The sequence below is a fragment of the Streptomyces sp. bgisy159 genome (assembly GCF_965341775.1).
In the GTDB taxonomy this organism is placed as follows: domain Bacteria; phylum Actinomycetota; class Actinomycetes; order Streptomycetales; family Streptomycetaceae; genus Streptomyces.
In genome coordinates this window covers 41518-59597 of record NZ_CBDQZH010000016.1, presented here as the reverse complement: position 1 = coordinate 59597, position 18080 = coordinate 41518, and the positions used below count along the sequence as shown (strand labels likewise).

The 18080-nt window shown below is 74.1% G+C and carries 12 protein-coding genes and 1 pseudogene; 3 read left to right on the top strand and 10 right to left on the bottom strand.

The window, feature by feature from the left end:
• Positions 1–26 precede the first annotated feature (26 nt).
• Positions 27–1304: an MFS transporter gene (locus ACSLTV_RS17800; RefSeq protein ID WP_432137550.1), complete on the bottom strand. Its 1278-nt coding sequence runs from the start codon at positions 1302–1304 to the stop codon at positions 27–29.
• 308 nt (positions 1305–1612) lie between these two features.
• On the opposite strand from ACSLTV_RS17800, the gene ACSLTV_RS17795 reads away from it, so the two are divergent.
• Positions 1613–2071 carry a hypothetical protein gene (locus tag ACSLTV_RS17795; RefSeq protein WP_432157177.1) on the top strand — a complete coding sequence of 153 codons (459 nt, stop codon included), beginning with the start codon at positions 1613–1615 and terminating at the stop codon, positions 2069–2071.
• Between the two features lie 199 nt (positions 2072–2270).
• Here ACSLTV_RS17795 and ACSLTV_RS17790 read toward each other — a convergent pair whose 3' ends face one another.
• The 5 genes from ACSLTV_RS17790 to rpe form a co-directional block, all read right to left on the bottom strand.
• Positions 2271–2723 (bottom strand): Lrp/AsnC family transcriptional regulator, encoded by a 453-nt coding sequence (locus tag ACSLTV_RS17790; RefSeq protein ID WP_432137548.1) that lies wholly within the window; start codon positions 2721–2723, stop codon positions 2271–2273.
• Between the two features lie 17 nt (positions 2724–2740).
• Positions 2741–4201 (bottom strand): amino acid permease, encoded by a 1461-nt coding sequence (locus ACSLTV_RS17785; protein WP_432137547.1) that lies wholly within the window; start codon positions 4199–4201, stop codon positions 2741–2743.
• A 379-nt stretch (positions 4202–4580) separates the two neighbouring features.
• Positions 4581–6023, bottom strand: coding sequence for a GuaB1 family IMP dehydrogenase-related protein (locus tag ACSLTV_RS17780; protein ID WP_432137546.1), 1443 nt, complete (start codon positions 6021–6023; stop codon positions 4581–4583).
• A 435-nt stretch (positions 6024–6458) separates the two neighbouring features.
• Complete coding sequence (locus ACSLTV_RS17775) at positions 6459–7502, bottom strand: sugar-binding transcriptional regulator (protein WP_432137545.1); 1044 nt, start codon at positions 7500–7502, stop codon at positions 6459–6461.
• Positions 7503–7580: 78 nt separating this feature from the next.
• A complete protein-coding gene (gene rpe, locus ACSLTV_RS17770) occupies positions 7581–8267 on the bottom strand; it encodes a ribulose-phosphate 3-epimerase (protein ID WP_432137544.1) in 687 nt (228 codons plus the stop codon).
• A gap of 149 nt (positions 8268–8416) precedes the next feature.
• Here rpe and ACSLTV_RS17765 point away from each other — a divergent pair, with 149 nt between their 5' ends.
• Positions 8417–10555 carry an MMPL family transporter gene (locus ACSLTV_RS17765; protein WP_432137543.1) on the top strand — a complete coding sequence of 713 codons (2139 nt, stop codon included), beginning with the start codon at positions 8417–8419 and terminating at the stop codon, positions 10553–10555.
• Positions 10556–10629: 74 nt separating this feature from the next.
• Here the strand turns inward: ACSLTV_RS17765 and ACSLTV_RS17760 are convergent, their stop codons facing one another.
• Both ACSLTV_RS17760 and fmt read right to left on the bottom strand, forming a co-directional pair.
• Positions 10630–12057: an RsmB/NOP family class I SAM-dependent RNA methyltransferase gene (locus ACSLTV_RS17760; RefSeq protein ID WP_432137542.1), complete on the bottom strand. Its 1428-nt coding sequence runs from the start codon at positions 12055–12057 to the stop codon at positions 10630–10632.
• Between the two features lie 120 nt (positions 12058–12177).
• Positions 12178–13110 carry a methionyl-tRNA formyltransferase gene (gene fmt, locus ACSLTV_RS17755; protein WP_432137541.1) on the bottom strand — a complete coding sequence of 311 codons (933 nt, stop codon included), beginning with the start codon at positions 13108–13110 and terminating at the stop codon, positions 12178–12180.
• A gap of 249 nt (positions 13111–13359) precedes the next feature.
• Between fmt and ACSLTV_RS17750 the strand changes: the two genes are divergently transcribed.
• Positions 13360–13902 (top strand): hypothetical protein, encoded by a 543-nt coding sequence (locus ACSLTV_RS17750; protein WP_432137540.1) that lies wholly within the window; start codon positions 13360–13362, stop codon positions 13900–13902.
• 711 nt (positions 13903–14613) lie between these two features.
• On the opposite strand, the pseudogene ACSLTV_RS17745 reads toward ACSLTV_RS17750, so the two are convergent.
• Together ACSLTV_RS17745 and metK are read right to left on the bottom strand one after the other, a co-directional pair.
• Positions 14614–16716, bottom strand: a pseudogene (locus ACSLTV_RS17745) (primosomal protein N'); the annotation flags it as partial.
• 108 nt (positions 16717–16824) lie between these two features.
• Positions 16825–18048: a methionine adenosyltransferase gene (metK, locus tag ACSLTV_RS17740; RefSeq protein WP_432137539.1), complete on the bottom strand. Its 1224-nt coding sequence runs from the start codon at positions 18046–18048 to the stop codon at positions 16825–16827.
• Between the last annotated feature and the right edge of the window lie 32 nt (positions 18049–18080).

The following is an 18080-nucleotide window of genomic DNA, read 5'->3' as shown; positions in this document are numbered from 1 at the left end:
CCGCGGCGCGGGTGCCGGTTGGGCGGTCAGTCGTCGCCGGTCCGGTCGCGCGCCCCCGGGTGCGGGTGCGCCGCGGGCGGGCCGAGCGGTCCCCCTCCCCCCGGATGCGCGGGGGCCCGTGCGGCGCGTCGGGCGGTGAGCAGGAGGGCCGTGAGCAGGTAGGGCACGGCGAAGAGGGTGAAGACCGTGCCGTGGGATGCGGTGGTGCCCAGGGTGGCGTACACGCCGTAGACGGCCATCGTGACCAGTTCGGTGCCGAGGCCGGCGAGCGAGGTGAGGGTGGCGCGCGCGGCGCCCTCGATGCGTTGCTGCAGGCGGGCGTCGGCGAGGACGGTGGCGAGCTGGAAGCCGCCGAAGGCGACGGCGACGAGCACCATGCCGGCCGGTCGGCCCCAGGACGCGCCGGCGGCCAGGGCGACGGCACAGAGCGTGAGCAGCGCGGCGAGGCCCGGGCGGCCGAGGCGGGCCGCGGGGCCGGCCAGCAGACTGCCGACGCTGACCCCGGCCCAGATCACCACCAGCAGGTAGGGCACCGTGGCCGCCGCCACGCCGGTGTCCAGGGCCAGCAGCGGCGTGTACTCGTCGAGCGCTCCCCACACCGCCGCGACGGCCGGAACCAGCAGCAGGGCCCCACGTACCGAGCGGTCGCGCCGCGCCTCGCGCAGGCCGGCGCGCAGGGTCGCGGCCCAGCCGTCCTCGTCACCGCCGCGCACCGGCGCCCGCCGTTCCGGGAAGCGGGTGGCGACGGCCGCGGTCAGCAGACACGCGAGCACGCTCGCCGCGCCGACGAGCCGGTACCCGCCGAGCGCGAACGCCGGTCCGGCCAGCGCCATGGCCGCCATCACGGCGACCTGTCCGGCCGCCTGGGCCCGGCCCATGAGTCCGGCGTAGCGGCGGCTCTCACCGAGCCGGTCCAGTTCCTCGTAGACGAGGGCCTCCAGCGCACCGGAGCCCAGGGCGCCGCGCGCCCCCCACAGCACGAAGCCGAGCGCGAACGTCCCGTACGACGGAGCCAGCACCCACAGTCCGAAGCCGGCCGCCGTCAGCAGGGGGCCGAGCCACAGCAGCATGCGGCGCGAGAAGGCGTCGGCCCAGGCTCCGGAGGGGACCTCCAGGAGAACGCCGGTGAGCGACCAGAGGACGAAGAGGGAGGAGATCTGCCACAGAGTGAGGCCGGTGTCGGCGAACAGCAGCGCGTACACCGGGTAGAGCAGGACGAACTCGTCGAGGAACGCGTGCGCGTGGAGCGTGACGGCGAGCCGCCGGACGCCGTCGGAGGGCGCGCGCGTGGGTGAGAGAGTCATGGGGCCTTCCCGCGGGATCGGATCGGATGCCGGAGGTACGGCGTCCGAGGCGGTCCTCGGGAGGCGTGGCCGGTGGATCAATGTCGCCAGGTCATGGCACCGATGGTAGGCGGCCCGGGGCGTCCGCGCGGGAGATTCCCACGGCGGGCCGTGGCGGGCGGGGTCCGCCGGGAGAACGAGGTCTTCCGGGCGTCTCCTCCCCCGCGCGGCCACCTCTGTCGGCCCGCCGCAGGAAGCCGGCGCTGATGAGGGCGGGCGAGGATACCGAGCGAAGCCGTTTTCCGGTCCGTCTGCCGAAAGGTGCCGTCATGGACACCGCCGAGATCCCTGTCCTGCCCTTCGTCGACGCGCACACCACGGTCGTCGCGGCCGGACCGGACGCCGTGTGGCGGGCCCTCGCCGAGGTGGTGGACCGTGGGTTCCGGAGCCCGCGTTCCGTCGCCGTCGCCCGTCTGCTCGGCTGCGCGGACCGCGTCGCCACCGGCCCCCGGCCGCCGGTTCCGGGATCGGCGCTGCCCGGGTTCCGCGTGGCCGGCGCGGTACCGGGTCGGGAGCTGACGCTCGTCGGCCGTCACCGCTTCTCGGCGTACGCCCTGATCTTCCACCTGGAAGCGGCGGGGGCGGGGCGCACACTCCTGCGGGCCGAGACGCGGGCGGTCTTCCCCGGGCCGCTGGGCCGGCTCTACCGGCTGCTGGTGATCGGGACGCGCGGGCATGTGCTGGCGGTGCGGCGCCTGCTGGCCGAGGTCCGCCGGCACGCGGAGTGAGCCCGGCGCGCGGAACGCGCGCGGTGACGGTTGCCGCTCCGCGCGGTACGGCCCGGCTCAGCGGGTGGCACACGGCCCACGGGAGGGGGCTCGGCACCGCTCACCAGCTCGGCACGGTGCACCGCCCCCGGCCCTGCGCTGCCGGCCCGCGCGGCACCCGGCCCATGCGGCGAGCAGCCCCCCGCGACGGCCGGCCCGCTCAGGTGGGCGAGCCGGAGGAGTAGCGGCGCAGCAGCGGTGAGAGCACCAGCACGGACCTGGTGCGCTCCACGAACGGCTCACCGGCGATGCGCTCCAGCACCCGTTCGAAGTGCCGCATGTCGGCGGCGAAGACCTGGGCGACGGCGTCCGCGTCCCCGGTGACGGTCGACGCGGACACCACCTCCTGGTAGCGCTCCAGGCCCCGCTGGATGGTCTCCGGCGAGGTGTTGCGCCGGCAGTAGATCTCGACGAACCCCTCGGTCTCCCAGCCGAGCGCCGCCGGGTCGACGCGGACGGTGAAGCCGGTGATGGCGCCGGTCGCCCGCAGCCTGTCCACGCGCCGCTTGACGGCGGGCGCGGACAGGCCGACCATCTGCCCGATGTCCGCGTAGGAGCGGCGGGCGTCCTCGGCGAGGGCGTGCACGATGCGTTCGTCGAGATCGTTCAGCACGGTGGGTCGATCACTTCTCAGATGTTCGCGAGTCGGGAACGGCGGTGGCCGTACACGAAGTAGAACACGAGCCCGACGGCCATCCAGACACCGAAGACCACCCAGGTGACGGCGGAGAGGCTGGCCATCATCCAGACGCAGAAGGCGAAGCCCACCGCCGGCAGCAGGGGCGACAGCGGCACCCGGAAGGTGCGCGGCATCTCCGGGCGGGTCCGGCGCAGCACCACGACGGCCACGTTGACGAGCGCGAAGGCGAACAGCGTGCCGATGCTGGTGGCGTCGGCGAGCTGGCCCAGCGGAACGGCCGCCGCGAGCACTCCGCAGAACAGGGACACGATGACCGTGTTGTGCCGGGGCGCACCCGTCTTCGGGTGGACCTTGCCGAACACCTTGGGCACCAGGCCGTCGCGGGACATCGCGAAGAGGATGCGGGTCTGGCCGTACAGCACGGTCAGCACGACGCTGGCGATGGCGACGACCGCGCACAGGGCGAGCACGGTGCCCCAGACCGTCTGGCCGGTGACCTCGCTCATGATCTTGGCGAGGGCGGCCTCGGAGTCGCCGAACCGCTGCCAGGGCTGGGCGCCGACGGCGACGGCCGCGACGAGGACGTACAGCGCGGTCACGATGACCAGCGAGAGCATGATCGCGCGGGGCAGGTCGCGCTGCGCGTTCTTCGCCTCCTCACCGGCGGTGGAGGCGGCGTCGAAACCGATGTACGAGAAGAACAGCGTCGCACCGGCCGCGCTGACGCCGGCCATGCCCAGCGGCATGAAGTGGTCGTAGTTGCCGGAGCGGAAGCCCTGCACGCCGATCGCGCAGAACAGCACCAGCGCGGCGATCTTCACGACGACCATGACGGTGTTGGCGCGGGCGGACTCGCGGGCGCCGCCGAGCAGGAAGGCCATGGCGAGCAGGACCACGATCAGCGCGGGCAGGTTGAAGACACCGCCGTCACCGGGCGGCGCGGACAGCGCGTCGGGGATGGTGACACCGATCGTGCCGTCGAGCAGCTCGTTGAGGTACTCGCCCCAGCCGACGGCGACGGCGGCCACCGACACGCCGTACTCCAGGACCAGGCACCAGCCGCAGATCCAGGCGATCAGCTCGCCCATCGTTGCGTATGCGTACGAGTAGGAGGAGCCGGCGACGGGGATGGTGCCGGCCAGTTCCGCGTAGGACAGGGCCGAGAACAGGGCGGTCAGACCGGCGATGACGAAGGACAGGGTGACCGCCGGGCCGGCCTTGGGCACGGCCTCGCCGAGCACCACGAAGATGCCGGTGCCGAGGGTGGCGCCGATGCTGATCATCGTGAGCTGCCACAGCCCCAGGGAGCGCCGCAGGGACCCTCCCTCCCCCTGGCCACCCTCGGCGACCAGGCGTTCCACGGGCTTGCGGCGCATGAGGCGGGCGCCGATCCCGGGGGACGGCGGGGTGGACAGGGGGCGCTGCTGCGGGGGTGCGCCTTGGTCGAGCACGCGCTGACTCCTTCGTCGCTGCGGTCGGGCGACGGGGACCGGTGGACACTGCGGGAACCCACCGAGCGGGGTCCCCGCCACGCCACGTACAGCGCAGAACCCTATGAGCTGGGACGTTGCCCCTGTAATGCAGCAACCTTGCGCGTATCCGCATGATCATTGCGTTCATCGCCAGGTCGCGGACATTCGTTGCACGGGGGCGATGGAGCGTTGCGGATGCCGACGGACCGGACGCCGGACGAGACCAGGGCGTCCGTCCCGGACACGCCGACGGCCCCCGTCCTCCACCGGAGCGGGAGGGACGGGGGCCGACGGGAGGAGCGGAGGCCGCCTCGGAGGGACTGGCCCTCTCGGGACGGACAGAGGCCGTCGCGGAGGGTCAGTTCCAGCTGGCGTGCAGGGGCTTGCCCTCGGCGTAGCCGGCGGCGCTCTGGATGCCGACCACGGCCTTCTCGGCGAACTCCTCGAGGGAGCCGGCCCCGGCGTAGGTGCAGGACGAGCGGACGCCCGCGATGATCGAGTCGATCAGGTCCTCGACGCCGGGGCGGGCCGGGTCGAGGAACATGCGGGAGGTGGAGATGCCCTCCTCGAACAGGGCCTTGCGGGCGCGGTCGTAGGCCGACTCCTCGGACGTGCGGTTGCGCACCGCGCGGGCGGACGCCATGCCGAAGGACTCCTTGTACGCACGGCCCTGGGCGTCGTGCTGGAGGTCGCCCGGCGACTCGTAGGTGCCCGCGAACCAGGAGCCGATCATGACGTTGGAGGCCCCGGCGGCCAGTGCCATGGCGACGTCGCGCGGGTGCCGGACACCGCCGTCGGCCCAGACGTGCTTGCCGTACTTCCTCGCCTCGGCAGCGCACTCCAGCACCGCGGAGAACTGCGGCCGGCCGACGCCCGTCATCATCCGGGTGGTGCACATGGCGCCCGGGCCGACCCCGACCTTGATGATGTCCGCACCCGCGTCGACCAGGTCCTTGACGCCTTCGGCGGAGACGATGTTGCCGGCGACGATCGGCACCTGCGGGTCGAGCGCCCGGACCACCTTGACGGCGCTGATCATCGACTCCTGGTGGCCGTGCGCCGTGTCGATGACGAGGGTGTCGACGCCCGCGTCGAGCAGTTGCTTGGCCTTGCCCGCCACGTCGCCGTTGATGCCGACGGCGGCGGCGACGCGCAGCCTGCCGTTCCGGTCGACGGCCGGCGTGTAGAGGGTGGCGCGCAGGGCGCCCTTGCGGGTGAGGATGCCGGCGAGCCTGCCGTTCTCGTCCACGGCCGGGGCGTAGCGCCGGTTGGCGGTGTCGAGGGTGTTGAAGGCCTCGCGGGGGTCCATGCCGGCGTCGATCAGCAGCAGGTCCTTGGACATGACCACTTCGAGCTGGGTGAAGCGGTCGACGCCGCTGAGGTCCCGGTCGGTGACCACGCCGACGGGCCGGCCGTCCTCGTCCACCACGACACCGGCGTTGTGCGCGCGCTTGGGCAGCAGGGCCAGCGCGTCGGCGACGGTCTGGTGCGGGGCGAGCACGATGGGGGTGTCGAGGACGAGGTGGCGGCTCTTGACCCAGGCAATCACCTCGGTGATCACCTCGAGGGGGATGTCCTGCGGGATCACGACGAGTCCGCCGCGCCGCGCGACGGTCTCCGCCATCCGCCGCCCGGCGATGGCCGTCATGTTGGCGACGACCAGCGGGATCGTGGTCCCCGTGCCGTCCGGGGAGGAGAGGTCCACGCCCTGACGCGAGCCGACCGCGGAGCGGCTCGGCACCATGAAGACGTCGTCGTACGTCAGGTCGTAGGCGGGCTGGATGTCGTTGAGGAAACGCACGTGCTGCACATCCCAGTCGATCAGAGGTGACCCCCTGACAGGTGTGCCAGGGGGAAAAGAGCACGTACTTCAGTGTCCCATGGCCAGGGGCCCGGCATACCCCGTCATAACATCCAGGCTGGTCAGGACCCCTCTAGGAGGAACCTCCAAGGGCCGGCGCCACCGAACGGCCGCGATGTCGCCCCGTCCGCCCGGGACCCGCGCGGTCGCGGCGGAGCGGCCGGACCCGCCGGGGAGCGGGTCGGCCCCCGTACCACGTCCCGCCGGCCCCGCAGGCCGTACCGCGTCCCGCCGGCCAGCCCGGCCCCCGTACCGCGTCCCGTCGGCCCGCCCGGCAGGACGGGGCCGCACCGGAGCGCCCGGCGGTCGAAGCGCGGCAGCGCGCCGGCGGTGCTGCCACGGCCCGTCCGGTCCAGCGGAACCCATCACACACCGTCAGGCGCCGTCCGGGTCAGCCCGGTTGAGCGCGGGACGGGGGGTCGAGCCGGCCGCCATCAGGAAGTCGGCGGCGGAGGTGTCCGTCACCAGGCTGGTGACGAGCCCCGACCGCAGGACGGCGTCGATCGCGGGAGCCTTGCGCTGCCCGCCCGCGATCGCGACGACCTCCGGAACACGGCGGAGCTGCTCCGCCTTCACGGTGATGCAGCGCTCCCCCAGGTCCCGCCCGATCCGGCGTCCTTCGGCGTCGAAGAGGTGCGCGGCCATCTCGGCGGCGACACCGAGCGAGGCGTAGTGCGCCCGTTCCTCGTCGCTGAGCATGTCGTGCACCGTCGAGATGCCCGGCTCCCAGGAGCCGATGGAGACGCAGGCGACCGTGACCTTGTCGAAGTACTCGAAGGCCCGGGCGATCCCGGTCTGGTGGCGCAGGGCGGCCGCGGTGGCGGCGTCCGGCAGCAGCATCGGCGCGTAGATGGGGTGGGCGTCCCCGCCGGACACCTGGGCGGCGCGGCGCACGGCCTCGACCGAGCCGCGCTCGGAGGTCCCGGCGTCGTACACGCCCGTCAGCTGCACGACCGTGCAGGGCGGCAGCCGGTCCAGCGCCGCCGCCATGTGGATGGTGGACCGGCCCCAGGCCAGCCCGAGCACGTCCCCCTCGTTGACCAGCTCGCCGAGCAGGTCGGCGGCCACCTCCCCCAGGTTCTCCGGATCCGGGGTCTCCTCCGCCTCGGCCGGGGACTCCACCACGACGGCGTGCCGGAGACCGTAGCGGGCGCGGAGCGCGTCGGAGCGCTCCGCGTCCAGTTCGGCCGGCACGCGGATCTCGATCCGTACGAGATCCCGTTCCAGGGCCGTCTCCAGCACCCGCGCCACCTTGAACCGGCTGACGCCGAACTCCTCCGCGATCTGGATCTTGGATTTGCCCTCTAGGTAGAAGCGGCGGGCCATGGCCGCCGCCTGCACCAGCTCAGCGGGTCCCATCCGCATGGCTGACCGGCCCGCCGACATACCCGACACGGCGATCTCCTCACTGCTGTTCACATTCTGGATTCGCCGTTCATCCTCGCAGATTCGGCGCCGTCGATCAGCCCTGGTGGGAGCCGTTCACTTTGCTGTGGCTCAGTGGTCGCACGCCCAGCTCGCCCCGGCGGTCGCCGCCTCCGCCCGCGCGCGCAGGGCGCGCACCGCCTCCGCCGGGTCCTCGGCACCGTACACGGCGGAGCCGGCGACGAAGACGTCCGCGCCCGCCTCGGCGCACCGCTCGATCGTCGAGGCGGAGACCCCGCCGTCCACCTGGAGCCACAGCTGCAGGCCGTGCTTGCTGATCAACTCGCGGGTACGGCGGATCTTCGGAAGCATGATGTCGAGGAACGCCTGGCCTCCGAATCCGGGCTCGACCGTCATGATCAGCAGCATGTCGAGTTCGGGGAGGAGGTCCTCGTACGGCTCGATGGGCGTCGCGGGCTTCAGGGCCATGGAGGCGCGCGCGCCCTTCGCCCGGATCTCCCGGGCCAGCCGCACGGGAGCGGCGGCGGCCTCGACGTGGAAGGTGACAGAGGAGGCACCGGCTTCCACGTACTGCGGAGCCCAGCGGTCGGGGGCCTCGATCATCAGGTGGCAGTCCAGCGGGGTGTCCGTCGCGCGGGCCAGTGATTCCACGACCGGAACGCCGAGCGTGAGGTTCGGGACGAAATGGTTGTCCATCACGTCGACGTGGAGCATGTCGGCTCCGGCGACCGCCGTCGCCTCGTCCGCGAGGCGGGCGAAGTCGGCGGACAGGATGCTGGGGTTGATCTGCGCGGCCATGTGCCAAGCCTGCCATGTCCCCGAGGGGTCCGACGCATCGGGCTCCGGCGGTACTGTCGTGCGGCGACCGCGGGTCGTCGGTGGCCTGGCGCACCGGCGCACCGGAGCCGCGCGTGTCCCGGTCCCGCGCCCCTCCCAGGGAGTTGCTCATGAGGCGTCTTGAGGCGTGGAAGCAGGCTTCGGTCGGGTTCGTGTGCGGGCGGCGGTCGAAGTGGGTCGTCGTCGGGTTGTGGGTGGTGGTGCTGCTCGTCGCGGCGCCTTTCGGGGCGAAACTGAACGACGCGCAGGACAACGACGCGCAGTCGTGGCTGCCGGGGTCCGCGGAGTCCACCCAGGTGCTGGAGGCGTCCGAGGAGTTCCGGCCGGAGCAGATCCCGGCGGTGGTGGTGTACGCCCGCGACAGCGGCCTCACCGCCGCGGACCGGGCGCGGATCGCCGAGGACGTACGGCAGCTGCGGACCCTGGAGGACCACGGCGTGCGCGGCGACGAGACCCGCGGCCCGGTCTTCGACCGGCCCGCCGATCCGCGCGCCGCCCAGGTCTTCGTACCGATCACCATGGACGCCAGCGGCTGGCAGCGCATCGCCCCCGCCGTCGACTCCATCCGCGCCGAGGTCGACGACGGCGCGCCCGGGTTGTCCGTGCACATCACCGGACCGGGCGGTACGTCCGCGGACTTCGCCGAGGCGTTCGAGGGCATCGACTCCACGCTGCTGTTCGCCGCGATGGGCGTGGTGATCGTGATGCTGCTGATCACCTACCGCAGTCCCACGCTGCTGCTGGTGCCGCTGCTCGGGGTGGTGGCCGCCCTGTTCACCGCGCAGGCGCTGATCTACCTCCTCGCCCGGCACGGCGGCCTGACCGTCAACGGCCAGAGTGCGGGCATCCTCACGGTGCTGGTCTTCGGCGCGGGCACCGACTACGCGCTGCTGCTGGTCGCCCGTTACCGAGAGGAACTGCGCCGCCACGAGGACCGGCACGAGGCGATGCGGCTGGCGCTGCACCGGGCGGGTCCCGCGGTGCTCGCCTCGGGCCTCACGGTCGTGCTGAGCATGCTCGTCCTGCTGGTGGCCGAGATGAACTCCACGCGCGGTCTCGGTCCCGTCGCGGCCATCGGCGTGACCGTCGCCCTGCTGGCCATGCTCACGCTGTTCCCGGCGCTGCTGCTGGTCTTCGGCCGCTGGATCTTCTGGCCGGTGGTACCGCACTACGGGACACCCGACCCCACGGAGCGCGGGCTGTGGGCGCGCATGGGCCGCCGGATCGCCCGCCGCCCGCGTCTGGTGTGGGGTGTCACGGCGGCGGCCCTGGCGGCGCTGTCCCTCGGTCTGTTCCAGCTGCGGGCGGAGGGCATCCGCAACGCCGACGCCTTCACCGACAAGCCCGACTCGATCGTCGGCCAGGAGGTGTCCGCGCGGTACTTTCCGGCCGGCACCGGCGATCCGCTGGTCATCGTCTCCGACGTCGGCAAGGCCGAGCGGGTGGGCCGTGTGGTGGCCGCGGATCCGGGCGTCGTGCCGAGCAGCATCCGGGTGCCGCCGGGTGCGGCGCCGGAGCACGACGGCCGGGTGCTCCTGGAGGCGACCCTGACCGACCCCGCCGACAGCGCCGCCGCGAAGGCGACCGTGGACCGGGTGCGCGACGCCGTGCACGCCGTGCCCGGCGCCGACGCCCAGGTCGGCGGCGGCACGGCGGCCCTGCTGGACATGGACAGGGCCCAGACCCACGACAACTATCTGGTCATCCCGCTCGTCCTGGCGGTGGTGCTGCTGGTGCTCGCGGTCCTGCTGCGCGCCCTGGTGGCCCCGTTGCTGCTGATCGGCACGGTCATGCTGTCCCTGGCGACGGCGCTGGGGCTGAGTGCGCTCGCCTTCCGGTACGTCTTCGACTACGCGGGCGAGGACGTGGCCTTCCCGCTGTTCGTCTTCGTGTTCCTGGTGGCCCTGGGCATCGACTACAACATCTTCCTGACCACCCGGATCCGTGAGGAGGCGATCCGCCAGGGCACCCGGCCGGGCGTGGTGACCGGGCTCGCCGCCACCGGCGCGGTGATCACCTCGGCGGGCCTGGTCCTGGCGGGCACCTTCGCCGCCCTCGGCACGCTGCCCATGGTCGGTTTCGCGGAGATCGGCTTCGCGGTCGCCCTCGGTGTCCTGCTCGACACCTTCATCATCCGCTCGGTCCTGGTCACGGCCCTCTTCCTGGACACCGGGAAGAAGGTGTGGTGGCCCCACCCGCTGGCACGGCGCGACGGGGCCGCCCGGCAGGACGCCCGGCAGGACGCCTGACAGGCGCCGCCACCAGGGCCTTCACCCGGTCGAGCACCCGGCGCGCCGGTCACCACCCTCCCCGGACAGAACACCTAGCCGGTCCGCCGGATCAGCGCCAGGTACATCGCGTCGGTCCCGTGGAGGTGCGGCCACAGCTGCACGTCGGGGCCCTCCCCCAGCTCCGGCACGCCCGGCAGCAGGGGCCGCGCGTCGATCAGGTCGGTCCCGGGGTACTGCTTGAGCACGTCCGCGACGACGGCCCGGGTCTCCGCGAGGTGGGGCGAGCAGGTGGCGTACCCGACGACGCCGCCGACCCGTACGGCCTCCAGTGCGGAGCGCAGCAGGCCGCGCTGCAGCGGGGCGAACCCGTCGAGGTCCTCCGGCCGGCGCCGCCATCTGGCCTCGGGCCGCCTGCGCAGTGCGCCGAGCCCGGTGCAGGGCACGTCCACCAGCACTCGGTCGAAGGAGCCGGGCCGCCACGGCGGGCGGGTGCCGTCGGCGGCGATGACCTGGTAGGGCCCCGGGTTCCCGGCGAGGGCCCGCGCGACCAGTCCCGCCCGGTGCGGCTGCTTCTCCGAGGCGAGCAGGGTGGCCCCGCGCGCGGCGGCGAGTGCTCCCAGCAGCGCCGCCTTGCCGCCGGGCCCCGCACACCCGTCGAGCCATCGCTCGTCGGGCCCTTCGAGGGGCGCGTCGGCCAGGGCCAGGGCCACCAGCTGGCTGCCCTCGTCCTGGACGCCGGCCCGGCCCTGCCGTACGGCCTCGACGGCGCCGGGCTCGCCGCCCTCGGTGAGCCGTACCGCGTACGGGGACCAGCGGCCGGGGGCAGCGGCGTCCTCGTCCAGCAGTTCTTCGGGGGTGGCGCGGCCGGGACGGGCGACCAGGGTCACCTCGGGCCGCTCGTTGTCCGCCGCCAGCAGCTTCTCGATGCCGGCCCGGCCGCCGCCGAGGGAGTCCCACAGCGCGGAGACGACCCAGCGGGGGTGCGAGTGGACGACGGCGAGGTGCTCCTCGGGGTCCTCGTCGTAGGGCGGCGCGACCCGGGCCAGCCAGCCGTCGAGGTCGTCCTGGGCGATCTTGCGCAGTACGGCGTTGACGAACTTGGCGCGCCCGTCCCCGAGCACCACCCGCGCCAGTTCCACGGTCGCGGAGACGGCGGCGTGGGCCGGGATCCGCGTCCCGAGCAGCTGGTGCGCCCCGAGGCCGAGCACGTCCAGCACCGGCGGGTCGACCTCCCGCAGGGGCCGGTCGACGCAGGCGGCGATGATCGCGTCGTACGTCCCCTGCCGCCGGAGCGTGCCGTACACCAGCTCGGTGGCCAGCGCCGCGTCCCGGCCGTCGAACCGCTCGGGGCCCTCCTGCTCGCGTGCCTTGCGCAGCAGCGGCGGCAGCACGAGGTTGGCGTAGGCGTCCCGCTCGTCCACCGCGCGCAGCGCCTCGAAGGCGAGGATGCGCACGGGGTCCTTCTGGGGCCGGCGGTAGGGCTTGCCGGGGCGGCGGGGACGGCGGGACTGATCGCTCACGAAAAAGGTGCTCCGGATCGCAGAACGGACTGGGCACCCAGCGTACGCCGGGCCTCGCGTGCCCCGTCGCGGTGCCCTGGCCCGCGCTCGCCCCACCGGAGCACAGGCGGGTCGCCGGCCCTAGCTGCCGACGTGCTCGCCCTCGGCGATGCGCACGCCGCGCGCCCAGTCGGCGGCCCGCATCGGCTTCTTGCCCTGCGCCTGCACCCACACCAGCTCCACGGCGTACGACCCGGTGCCGGCATGGACGCTGTTCTTGCCGACGGCGAGCTGCCCGGGAGCGAGGTCGGTCCGCTCGGGGACCGGGGTGACCTGGATCAGCTTGAGCCGCTCGCCGCGGAAGACGGTCCAGGCGCCGGGGGCCGGAGTGCAGCCGCGTACCACCCGGTCGACGCGCAGCGCCGGGGCTGTCCAGTCGACCTGGGCGTCCTCGACGGTGATCTTGGGGGCGAGGCTGATGCCCTCGCCCGGCTGCGGTACCGCCTTCAGGGAGCCGTCCTCGATGCCGTCCATGGTGGCGGCGAGCAGTCCGGCACCGGCGAAGGCGAGCCGGGTCAGCAGGTCGCCGCTGGTGTCGGTGGGCCGGATCTCCTCGGTGACGGTGCCGTAGACGGGCCCGGAGTCCAGACCCTCCTCGATGAGGAAGGTGGAGGCGCCGGTGATCTCGTCGCCCGCCATGAGGGAGTGCTGCACGGGCGCGGCTCCGCGCCAGGCGGGCAGCAGCGAGAAGTGCAGGTTCACCCAGCCGTGCGCGGGGATGTCCAGGGCGACCCGGGGCAGCAGGGCCCCGTAGGCGACGACGGGGCAGCAGTCCGGCGCGATCTCCCCGAGCCGCTCCAGGAAACCGGGGTCGCGCGGCCGGGCGGGCTTGAGCACCTCGATCCCGGCCTCCTCCGCCCGCTGCGCCACGGGCGACGCGATGAGCCGACGGCCCCGCCCCGCGGGAGCGTCGGGACGGGTGACGACGGCGGCCACCTCGTGCCGCCCGGAGGCGATCAGAGCGTCCAGAGCGGGAACGGCGACCTCGGGGGTACCGGCGAAGACAAGCTTCATGGAAGAGCACGGGCCTCTCGGACGGAAGGACGACGGGCGACACACCAGTTTATGATCCCCGGCACACGACCGGGGCCCCGGCCGGAGCCGGGAGGCACCGACCGGCGCCGGGAGGCCTCGTGGGGATGCCCGGCCGGGGGGCGTATGCATATGCCCATACGCCCCCTACCGTGACCAACACGAGCGGACGGGCGTTGGTCAAGAAAGAGTTGACCTCTTTCTCCCAACGCCGGTTCGAGAGGCTTGTTCATGGCCGACCACGCAACCCACGACGCCCAGGCCCGGGCCAGCCTGCACTTGCTGGTGCGGGACATCGAGCGGGTCCGCCGGCAGGTGGACGCGCTGCGTACCCTCACCGCCCAGCTGGGCAACGTCTACCGCCCGCGCCGCTCCGGCCCGTCCACGGGCTTCGTCGTCTACGGACGCGCGCCCGCTCCCACCGTCCGTCTCGCCCAGGAGCTGCGGGACAGCGTCGAAACCCTGGTCACCGCGGCGGTGGACTTCGACCGCTCGCTCGGCTTCTCGTGGGACGCCGTGGGCTCGGCCCTGGGCGTCACCAAGCAGGCGGTGCACCGGCGTTACGGCGCCCGGCGTGCCGCGGCCCAGGCGCCGGCCGAGCCGGACCGGACCGCGGAGCCGTCCAGCGCCCGCACGGTCAACGTGGGCACCGGCATCTCTCCGGTCCCCACCGTCCCCGCGGCCCGCTCCATGCCCACCCAGCCGACGGCGGGCAGCCCGGCCCTGCGCGACGACGTCAGGCCGACCGCGCTCCCCGGCCCCCGCAACGGCTGACCCGAGCAGTCCCCGACCTCACCCGCCCTCCCGGCTGACCGGGAGGGCGGTCCCCTCCCGGCTGACCGGGAGGGCGGTCCCCTCCCGGGCGCCCACCGCGAGAAACGCCCTCCCCGCCGAAGGGGATGCTGCGCCCGAAGTGCCCGCACCGGACCGGGAACCCACGCTCGAGACACTCCCGCCGGCCCCGGCGCACCAGCGCATGCACGGGCCGCAGCACCTGCACCTCCAGACACCCGCACCGGCAGCGGCACCTGCACCCGCACCGGCCGCAGCACTCGCATCCCAGACACACCCGCACCGGCCCGGCGCCTGCGCCCCCCACACCGGCAGCAGCACCCGGACCCCGGACACCCGCCCCGGGCCACACGACCGGCCGGAGACGCCGCACGGGCTCCAACCCCTGTGCCGGCGGCGCCCACGCCGCCACCGGTGCCGTCGCCCGCCCCCGAGCCGGGAACCGCCACTCCGGGACGGAAACCGCCACTCCGGCCACCACCCGCCCCGGCACCGCCGCCCGCCCCCGCCCCGTCACCCGATGTCCGGCGGATCCACCCGCACCCACACCCGCGCCGCCTCACCCCCGGCACCCGCACCCGCACCGGAACCCGCGGCCGGTGTCCCCGCACCGGTACCGGCACCCGCGGACCACCCGCCCCGACGACCACCCCCGACGCCCGTGTCGGCGCTCCGGACGCCGGCCGTGGGGCCTCCGCCTCCCCGGGCCGTGCGGGCCGCCTGAGCGGCCTTCAGGGCGGCGGCCAGGGCGGCGCCCCGTCCCGGTGGCACACGGATCAGGGCGCGCTCCCACTGTTCGCCGGGGGGCGGGGCGCCGGGCCGCCGGGGCCGGCCGGCCGGAGTGACCGGGAGCGGGACCGGCCCCAGCACCTCCGCCTCGGGCGGCAGCTCCACGGTGTCGAGGAACCCGGCGACCGCGTCCCCGGCCCCCGACACCGCCGCCATCCGCGAGACGGGTGGAAAGCCGAGCTCGGCGCGGTCCGCCAGCTCGCGCACCGCGTGTCCTACCGGATCCCAGCGCACCAGCGCCTGCACCGGCCGCAGCGTCGGCTCGGCCACCACCACCACGTTCCCGCCGGCGTCCTGCGGCCGGACCAGGGCTGCGGCCGCGATCCACCGGCGCAGCGCGTCCTCCCCGGCCCGCAGGTCGGGCCGTCCGAGCATGGCCCAGCCGTCCAGCAGCAGGGCCGCCGCGTACCCGCCCTCGGCCACGGGCTCCGCTCCGGGAGTGCTGACGACCAGCGCGGGGGTGTCCGGCACGGTGTCCAGCACGTGCTCCCGTCCCGAGGTGCGCACCGGCACGGCCGGGAAGGCGCGCCCCAGTTCCTCGGCGGTGCGCCGCGCGCCCACGATCTGGGCCCGCAGCCGGAAGGCCCCGCATTCCGGGCAGTGCCAGTCCGACTCCCCGCGTCCGCACCAGCCGCACGCCAGGGCGCCCGCGTCCCGTGCCTCCAGCGGGCCGGAGCAGTGCCGGCACCGGGCCGGCTCCCGGCAGCGGGCGCAGGCCATGCGCGGCACGTAGCCCCGCCGGGGCACCTGCACCAGCACCGGCCCGCCGCGCAGCCCGTCCCGGACCGCCTGCCAGGCCAGGGTCGGCAGCCGGGCGGCACGCGCCGCCTCGTCCCGCGCCAGGTCCTGGTCGCCGACCGTGCGCACCAGCGGGGCGGCCCGCCGGATCTCGTCCCGTGAGGCGACCAGCGGCCGCGCCCACCCGCTCTCCACCAGTTGGGCGGCCTCGACGGTGCAGCTCCAGCCGCCCGCCAGGAAGGCGCAGCCGTCCTGTGCGGCCCGCAGCAGCAGCACGTCGCGAGCGTGGGGCTGCGGCGCGTGCGGCTCGCTGTGGCTGTCGTCGCCGTCGTCCCACACGACGACCAGTCCGAGGTCGCGGACGGGCGCGAACATGGCGGCCCGGGTGCCCACGACCGCCCGCACCGACCCCCGTCGCACCGCGAGCCACTCCCGGTAGCGCTTCTCGGGCCCGGCGTCGGCGGTCAGCAGCGCGTGCCGCCCCTCCCCCAGCAGCGCCGTGAGGGCGGCGTCGACCCGCGCCGCGGCCCGCCCGTCCGGCACGACGACGAGCGCGCCGCGTCCCGAGGCCAGCGTGGCGGCGACAGTGCGGGCCAGTTCGTCGCTCCACCGCGGCCCGGGCAGCGCGTGCCACACGGCGCGCGGCGCGCCGCCCGAGGCGAGCGATTCGAGGAACGCCGTGCCGTGTTCGTACCGCGCCCAGGAGCCCGGTTGCGGAGCGGGCGGCGGCGGCAGCGGTGCGGGGGAGGGCCGCTGCTCGGCCCGTGCGTTGCGCGGCGGTACGGCCAGTTGCAGCACGTCGGCGAGGCTGCCGGCGTAGCGGTCGGCGACGGCGCGGGTGAGGCGCAGCAGCTCGGGGCCGAGCACCGGTTCGGGTGAGACCACCTGGGCGAGCGCGGCGAGCGGTCCGGAGTAGTCGCTCTCGGCGATCCGCTCGACGAGGAACCCGTCGATGAGCCCACCGCCCTCGCGCCGGCCTTCGCGGACGCGGTGCCGGCCGGCCCCGAACCGTACCCGTACCCGTACCCCCGGCTGCGCGTCGGCGTCCAGTTCGGCCGGCACTGCGTAGTCGAAGTAGCGGTCGAGGTGGAGTACGCCCTTGTCGACGAGCACCCGGGCCACCGGGAGCCGCTCCGCCAGCGCGGCCCCCCGCCAGGTGCGCGGCTTGGCGCGGGGTGCCTTGGCCTTGCGCAGGCTCTCCCGGATCAGCGCGAGCTGCTCGGGCGGCGCCCCGTCCGCGCCGTCACCGGTGCCGTTGTCGCTGCTCACGCTTGCATTCTTACCAAACGCCACTGACATCGGGTGCCGGGCGGAGCGGGCCGTGGAACGCCGAGGCCCGGCACCCCGAAGAGTGCCGGGCCTGCGAGGCTGCGGGGCCTAGAGTCCGGCGGCCTGGCGCAGGGCCTCCACGCGGTCCGTGGTCTCCCAGGTGAAGTCGGGCAGCTCACGGCCGAAGTGGCCGTAGGCGGCGGTCTGTGCGTAGATCGGGCGGAGCAGGTCGAGGTCGCGGATGATCGCGGCCGGGCGGAGGTCGAAGACCTCGTCGATGGCCTTCTCGATCTTCTCGGGGTCGACCTTGTGGGTGCCGAAGGTCTCGACGAACAGGCCGACGGGCTCGGCCTTGCCGATCGCGTAGGCGACCTGGACCTCACAGCGGGAGGCCAGGCCCGCCGCCACCACGTTCTTGGCGACCCAGCGCATGGCGTACGCCGCCGAGCGGTCCACCTTGGACGGGTCCTTGCCGGAGAAGGCGCCGCCGCCGTGGCGGGCCATACCGCCGTAGGTGTCGATAATGATCTTGCGGCCGGTCAGGCCGGCGTCACCCATCGGGCCGCCGATCTCGAAGCGGCCGGTCGGGTTGACCAGCAGGCGGTAGTCGTCGGTGTCGAGCTTGATGCCCTCGTCGAGCAGCGCCTTCAGCTCCGGTTCCACGACGAACTCGCGGATGTCGGGGGCCAGCAGCGAGTCCAGGTCGATGTCGCTGGCGTGCTGGGAGGAGACCACGACCGTGTCGAGGCGGACCGCCTTGTCACCGTCGTACTCGATGGTGACCTGGGTCTTGCCGTCGGGGCGCAGGTAGGGGATCGTGCCGTTCTTGCGCACGTCCGACAGGCGCTTGGACAGGCGGTGCGCCAGGAAGATCGGCAGCGGCATCAGGGTGGGCGTCTCGTCGGTGGCGTAGCCGAACATCAGGCCCTGGTCACCGGCGCCCTGCTGGTCCAGCTCGTCTCCCTGGTCCCCTCGGGAGGCACCTTCGACGCGCGCCTCGTAGGCGGCGTCGACGCCCTGCGCGATGTCCGGGGACTGCGCGCCGATGGACACCGACACGCCGCAGGAGGCGCCGTCGAAGCCCTTCTTGGAGGAGTCGTAGCCGATGTCGAGGACCTTGTTGCGCACCAGCGTCGCGATGTCCGCGTACGCCTTGGTCGTGACCTCGCCGGCCACGTGCACCAGACCGGTGGTGATCAGCGTCTCGACGGCGACCCGGGAGGTCGGGTCCTCGCGCAGAAGCGCGTCGAGAATGGTGTCGCTGATCTGGTCAGCGATCTTGTCGGGGTGACCCTCGGTCACGGACTCCGAGGTGAACAGGCGACGGGACACAACGCTCCCTGTGGTTGCAGCGGCTGCTGGCT